Origin of the sequence: Methylocella sp., assembly GCF_044226135.1 — a bacterium.
Lineage (GTDB): Bacteria > Pseudomonadota > Alphaproteobacteria > Rhizobiales > Beijerinckiaceae > Methylocapsa.
In genome coordinates, this window is record NZ_JBGAHM010000028.1 from 38,370 (window position 1) to 44,820 (window position 6,451).

General features: G+C 71.9%; 6 protein-coding genes. 4 read left to right on the plus strand and 2 right to left on the minus strand.

Annotated features, from left to right (window positions below):
- Position 1: 1 nt before the first annotated feature.
- On the minus strand, positions 2–868 hold the full coding sequence (accD, locus tag ACILRB_RS11935) for an acetyl-CoA carboxylase, carboxyltransferase subunit beta (protein ID WP_395666512.1): 867 nt from the start codon (positions 866–868) through the stop codon (positions 2–4).
- A gap of 110 nt (positions 869–978) precedes the next feature.
- On the minus strand, positions 979–1,932 hold the full coding sequence (gene trpA, locus ACILRB_RS11940; RefSeq protein WP_395666513.1) for a tryptophan synthase subunit alpha: 954 nt from the start codon (positions 1,930–1,932) through the stop codon (positions 979–981).
- A 159-nt stretch (positions 1,933–2,091) separates the two neighbouring features.
- On the opposite strand from trpA, the gene ACILRB_RS11945 reads away from it, so the two are divergent.
- The 4 genes from ACILRB_RS11945 to ACILRB_RS11960 all read left to right on the plus strand — a co-directional run.
- Positions 2,092–3,297: a trans-sulfuration enzyme family protein gene (locus ACILRB_RS11945; protein WP_395666514.1), complete on the plus strand. Its 1,206-nt coding sequence runs from the start codon at positions 2,092–2,094 to the stop codon at positions 3,295–3,297.
- 132 nt (positions 3,298–3,429) lie between these two features.
- Entirely contained in the window at positions 3,430–4,386 is a 957-nt protein-coding gene (locus ACILRB_RS11950; protein ID WP_395666518.1) for an ABC transporter permease, read from the plus strand.
- Positions 4,383–5,462 carry an ABC transporter permease gene (locus ACILRB_RS11955; RefSeq protein WP_395666515.1) on the plus strand — a complete coding sequence of 360 codons (1,080 nt, stop codon included), beginning with the start codon at positions 4,383–4,385 and terminating at the stop codon, positions 5,460–5,462. The genes ACILRB_RS11950 and ACILRB_RS11955 overlap by 4 nt, the downstream gene beginning before the upstream one ends.
- Positions 5,459–6,451 (plus strand): ATP-binding cassette domain-containing protein (locus ACILRB_RS11960; RefSeq protein ID WP_395666516.1); only part of this gene is annotated, 993 nt, incomplete at its 3' end. The genes ACILRB_RS11955 and ACILRB_RS11960, both read left to right, overlap by 4 nt.

A 6,451-nucleotide genomic window follows, 5' to 3' on the forward strand; every position in this document is an offset into this window, starting at 1 on the left:
CTCACGCGGCCGCGGCCGGGCGCGGCGTATGCGTCATGATCGAGCACAGCCGCGCGAGCGTGGCGCGCATGTCGTGGCGATGCACCACCATGTCGATCATGCCGTGCGCTTCGAGATATTCGGCGCGCTGGAAGCCTTCGGGCAGGCGCTCCCTGATGGTCTGCTCGATCACGCGCGGGCCGGCGAAGCCGATCACCGCGCCGGGCTCGGCGATCTGGACGTCGCCCAGCATGGCGTAGGAGGCGGTGACGCCGCCGGTCGTCGGATTGGTCAGCACCACGATATAGGGCAGGTTGGAGTCGCGCAGGCGCTGCACGGCGATGGTCGTGCGCGGCATCTGCATCAGCGAGAAGATGCCCTCCTGCATGCGCGCCCCGCCCGAGGCGGTGAAGATGATGAAAGGCGTCTGGCGCTCATAGGCCGTCGTCATGCCGGTGACGATCGCCTCGCCCGCCGCCATGCCGAGCGAGCCGCCGAGAAAGTCGAAGTCCTGCACGGCGACGACGATCTCCATGCCGTCGAGCCGCCCGAACGCGAGCTTGACGGCGTCGGGGGCTTCGGTCTTGGCGCGATATTCCTTGAGCCGGTCGGTGTAGCGCTTGATGTCGCGGAATTTCAGCGGATCGAGCGGCACGTCGGGCGTCGGCAGTTCGTCATAGACGCCGCCGTCGAACAGATTGGCGAGGCGCGCCTTGGGGGCGAGGCGCATGTGATAGCCAGAGCCCGGCACCACGAACAGATTGGCCTCGAGGTCCTTGTGGAACACGAGCTCGCCGCTCTCGGGACATTTGACCCAGAGGTTTTCCGGCGTCTCGCGGCGCAGGAAGGATCGGACCTTGGGCGGGACGACGTTGGAGATCCAGTTCATGGGCGGTTCCGAAGCGGCGGACCCTCGCCGGGCCGGCGCTATTTAAGGGCGATCGCGCCCTTTTGCGACAGAATTATAATACAAATTTCGGAGGGACGCAGCGGCCGCCCTCAGGCCGGCGCGCGCGCCGCAGACCGTGCGCCGGCGGCGAGCGCGCGCACCAGCCCGGCGACGCTTTCGACCGTCCGCGCGCTCGCCCGGCCGTCGGCGTCGAGCGAGCGGCGCAGCGCCTCGACCAGCGCCGAGCCCGACACCACGCCGTCGGCGTGGGCGGCGATGGCCTGCGCGTCCTGCGCCGTCCTGACGCCGAAGCCGACCGCGACCGGCAGCGGCGTGTGGCGCTTGATCCGCGCGACGGCGGCGGCGGTCTTCGAATAGTCGGGCGTCGCCGCGCCGGTGGTGCCGGTGATCGACACATAATAAACGAAGCCCGAGGTGTTTTCGAGCACCGCCGGAAGGCGCGCGTCGTCGGTCGTCGGCGTCGCGAGGCGGATGAAATTGAGCCCCGCGGCGAGCGCCGGCAGGCACAGCTCCGCGTCCTCCTCGGGCGGCAGGTCGACGACGATCAGCCCGTCGACGCCGGCGGCCCTCGCCTCGTCGAGGAAGCGCGCGACGCCATGGACGTAGATGGGGTTGTAATAGCCCATCAGCACCAGCGGCGTGTCGGCGTCGCCCTTGCGGAAGTCGGCCGCAAGGCGCAGCGTCCGTTCGAGCGTCATGCCGGCCTTCAGCGCGCGCAGGCCCGCCGCCTGGATCGCCGGGCCGTCGGCCATCGGGTCGGTGAAGGGCATGCCGAGTTCGATCACGTCGGCGCCCGCGCCAGGCAGCGCCTGCAGCACGGCGAGGCTCGTCTCCGGGTCCGGGTCGCCCGCCATGACAAAGGCGACGAGCGCGGCGCGCCCCTCGGCGCCGAGCGCCGCGAAGCGGCGGTCGATGCGGGTGGCGGGGGCGGCGGCTCCGGAAGCCTCGGACTTGGCGGCCTCAGATTTGGCGGCCTCGGATTTGGCGGCCTCGGATTTGGCGGCCTCGGACATGCGGGCCTCGGACATGGGGGCGTCGGACATGGGGCGCGGGCCTCTTTTCGCGCTGTGGCGCAGGCGCTGGGCAATAAAGGATTTTTCGCCGCTTCGCAAAGCCCGCGGCGAGATGCGGCGCCCGCGCCGGGGCCGCGCCGGGCTAGGCTCGGGGCGGCTCACGCCCAAAACCGTCGACAGGACCGTGACATGACCGAAACGCCGAAATTGAGCGACGCCGCGCTCGCGCTCCACGCCGGCGACAAAGACCGCGCGCTCGGCGCGCCGCTCTCGCCCCCGATCGTGCTCTCGTCCAATTTTTACAGCCATCCCGACGCGATCGGCTTTTCGGCCAACGAGCTTCAGGCCGACGCGCCGCATTTCTATGCGCGCTGGAGCAATCCGACCGTCGATCTGCTCGAAAGGCGCCTCGCCGCGCTCGAAGGGGCCGAGGCGGGCCTGTGCTTTGCGAGCGGCATGGCGGCGCTCGCCGCCCTGTTCTTCGGCGTGCTCAGGCCCGGCGACGAGCTTCTGATCTCGGACGTCTGCTACGCCGGCACGGCCGAACTCGCCTTCGGCGCGCTGGCCGCGCGCGGCGTCGGCGTCAAAAGCTTCGACGCCAGCGACCTTGGCGCGCTCGAGCGCGCGCTTTCGCCAGCGACCCGGCTCATCCATATCGAGACGCCGGCGAACCCCATCCTGCGCGTTCATGACATCGAGGCGATCGCCGGCCTCGCCCGCGCGTCGGGCGCGGAGCTTTCGGTCGATTCGACCATCGCCACGCCGATCGCGACCAAGCCGCTCGCGCTCGGGGCCGACTACGTCGTCCATTCGCTGACCAAATATCTCTGCGGCCATGGCGACGCGCTCGGCGGCGCGATTTTGGGCCGCGCCGCGCCGCTGGCGGAGCTGCGCGCCGGCGAACTCATCCATTTTGGCGGCGCGCTCGCGCCGTTCCCGGCCTTTTTGATCCTGCGCGGGCTCGAAACGCTCGGCCTGCGCATGGCCCGCCACGAGGCCAACGCCCGCGCGCTCGAAGATTTTCTCGCGGGCCATGCAAAAGTGCGCCGAACCCTGTGGCCGGGCTCGCCGCGCCACCCGCAGCACGCGCTCGCCAAAAGGCAGATGCGCAATTTCTCGGGGCTGTTCTCCTTTTCGGCGAAAGAGGGGAGCGCGGCGCTGGCGCGGCGTGTCGCCGAGACGGTCAGGCTGTTCAGCTACGCCGTCTCGCTCGGCAAGTCGAAGAGCCTCATCTATTACATCCCGACCGACGCGCTGCTGCGCAATTCGCTGCGCCTCGACGCGGCCGCCGAAGCCTCCTACCGCGACTGGGCGGGCGAAGGCGTGTTCCGCGTCTCGCCGGGCCTTGAGGAGGCTGACGAACTGATCGCCGACCTCGACCGGGCGCTGGCGTGAGGCAGGCCTGCGCCACAAGACTTGCGCCCAGGAAGACTTGCGCCACAAGACTTGCGCCACAAGACTTGCGCAGGGGCCGCCGCGGCGCGATGCTCGGCGCCCATGACCCGTCCGATTCCCTGAAGGCCCGCCCTGGCCGCCCGCGCGCTTTTTCGCATTTTCGGCGCGGCCGCGGCGTTCTTCGCGGTCGTCGTCCTGTCTTTTCTGCTGATGCGGCTCGCGCCCGGCGGCCCCTTCGACGCCGAGCGGCCGCTCGATCCGCAGGCGGCCGCGGCGCTGCGCCGCGTCTACAAGCTCGACCTGCCGCCGGCCGAACAGCTCTGGCTCTATTTCAAGAGCCTCATGCATGGCGACTTCGGGCCGAGCCTCCACTGGCGCGGCTTTTCGGTCAATGAGCTTCTCGCCCATGCGCTGCCGATCTCGCTGCGGCTCGGCGCCGAGGCGATGCTGCTCGCGCTCGGCCTTGGCGGCGCGCTCGGCCTTTTTGGCGCGCGGGCGGGGCGGGGCCTGTCCGCGCGGCTCGGCGCCTTTGCGGTCGCGGCCGTGGGCGTCGTCGGCTTCGCCGCGCCGGCCTTCGTCATCGCGCCGCTGCTCCAGCTCGTGTTCGGCCTGCGGCTCGGCCTGCTGCCCGTCGGCGGCTGGACGGACGGCGGAGCCGGGCCCGTCTCGTGGCGCAACCAGGTCCTGCCGGCCGCGACCCTCGCCCTGCCGCAGATCGCCATCGTCGCGCGGCTGACGCAGGCGGGGCTGCGCGACGCGTTCGACGAGCCCTATGTGCGCACGCTGCGCGCCTTCGGCCTGCCGCGCGCCCATATCGCGCTGCGCGCCCTGCGGGCCGCGATCCTGCCCACGCTGTCCTATCTCGGCCTCGCCGCGGCCGGTCTGCTGACCGGCTCGGTGGCGGTCGAAACGGTGTTCGGCATTCCCGGCATGGGGCGCTATTTCGTGGAGGGCGCGCTCGGGCGCGACTATCCGCTGGTCATGGGGACGGTGGTGGTCGTGGCGGCGCTGGTCATCTTCTTCAATCTTCTGGTCGATCTCGCCTATGGCTGGCTCGACCCGCGCGTCGCCGAGGGCGCGTCGGCGTGATCCCGCAAGGCCTTCGCGCAGCCTTCGGCCGCGTCCCGAAATCGGCGCTCGTGCTCGGCCTCGTCGCGCTCGCCTGCGTGTTCGGCCCGATGCTTGCGCCGCATCCCTTCGACGCGGTCTATCGCGACCATGTCCGCGTCGCGCCCTCGCTGTCGCCGCGCCCGGACGCGGCGGCGCTGCTCGCCGTCGCCGAAGACCTCGCCCGGCGCGCCGGCGCCTCGCTCGACGAGGCCGAGGACGCGGGCGAGGCGCTGCTCCTGCGCCTGTCGGCGATAACCCCGATCGACGCCGAGGCGATCCTGTCGCTCCAGCCCTCCGGCGCCTTCGGCCGGCCGCGCGCGCTCGAAGCCCGCGACGGCGGGCGCGAGCTGTTCGTGGCCGTGCCGCTCACGCGCGAGACCTTTCTGTTTGGAACCGACGCCAACGGGCGCGACCTGCTCGCCCGGACGCTCTGGGCCGGCCGCGTCTCGCTCGCCGTGGGGCTTTGCGCCTCGCTCGTCGCGCTCGTCGTCGGCGTCGCCTATGGCGCGACGGCGGGGCTCGCCGGCGGCGCGCTCGACGCCGCCATGATGCGCGTCGTGGAGGTGATCTACGCGCTGCCCTTCATCTTTTTCGTGATCATGCTGGCCATGGTCTTCGGCCGGCGCTTCTCGCTGATCTTCGTCGCCGTCGGCGCGGTCGAATGGCTCGACATGGCGCGGCTCGCGCGCGGCCAGACGCTGGCCCTCAAGGAGAAAGACTATGTGGCCGCCGCCCGCGCGCTGGGGGCGGGGCCGTTCGACGTCCTGCGCCGCCATATTTTGCCGAACGCGGCCGGGCCGATCCTCGCCTTTCTGGCGGTGGTCGTCGCCCGCGCCATCGTGCTCGAAAGCTTCGTCTCCTTCCTCGGGCTTGGCGTGCAGGAGCCGCTGACGAGCTGGGGCGCGCTGATCGCCGAAGGGGCGCGCAACATCCAGGACGCGCCGCATCTCCTCGTCGCGCCGGCGCTGTTTCTGGGGCTGACGCTGGCCGCGCTGCAAAGCCTCGGCCAGACGCTCGAGGCGCGCTTCGCCCTGCGCGAGACGGAAGGCCGGTGAGCGCCGCCCCGCTCATCGAATTCCGCGCGCTCTCGGTGCGCTACGGCGGGCGCGAGGCGGTGCGCGCGGCGAGCTTCAGCGTCGCGCGCGGCGAGATCGCGGCGCTCGTCGGGGCGTCGGGCTCGGGCAAGAGCCAGACGGCGCTGGCCGCGCTCGGGCTCCTGCCCGAGGCCGCGCGCGTTTCGGGCGAAATTCTATTTGCGGGCGAAAATCTCGTCGGCCTGCCGCGCCGGCGGCTCGACGCGCTGCGCGGAAAAAGGCTCGCCGTCGTATTCCAGGAGCCGGCCGCGGCGCTCGACCCGTTTCTTTCCGTCGGGGCGCAGATCTGCGCCGTGCTGCGCCTCAGGGCCGGGCTCGGGCGGGCCGCGGCGCGCGCCCGCGCGCGCGAACTTCTGGCGCTCGCGCGCCTGCCCGATCCGGACGCGGCCTTTGCGGCCGCCCCGCGCCAGCTTTCGGGCGGGCAGCTCCAGCGCGCGGCGATCGCCATGGCGCTCTCCTGCGAACCCGAGCTGCTTGTCGCCGACGAGCCGACGACCGCCCTCGACATGGGCGTGGCGGCGCAGATCCTCGACCTTCTGCAGGCGCTGCGCGCGACGCTCGGCCTCGGCATGATCTTCATCACCCACGACCTGCCGCTCGCCGCCCGTTTCGCCGACGTCATGCATGTGATGGCGCGGGGCGCGGTCGTCGAGAGCGGCCCGCCGGGCGCGCTGCTGCGGCGCGAGGGCGGCGAGGCGGCGCGGCTGATGCGCGCCGAGGCCGGGCCACGCCATTCTGAAGCCGCGCCACGTCATGCCCAAGCCGCGCCACGTCATGCGGAAGCCGCGCCGGACGCGCCGCCGCTGCTCGAGATCGAGGCGCTGCGGGTCGAGGGGGTTCGCCGCGAAGGCTTCCTGCGCGCGCGGCCGGCGCCGATCCTGCGCGGCGTCGGCCTTTCGCTCGCGCCGGGGCGCACGCTCGCCGTGCTCGGCGAATCGGGCGCGGGCAAG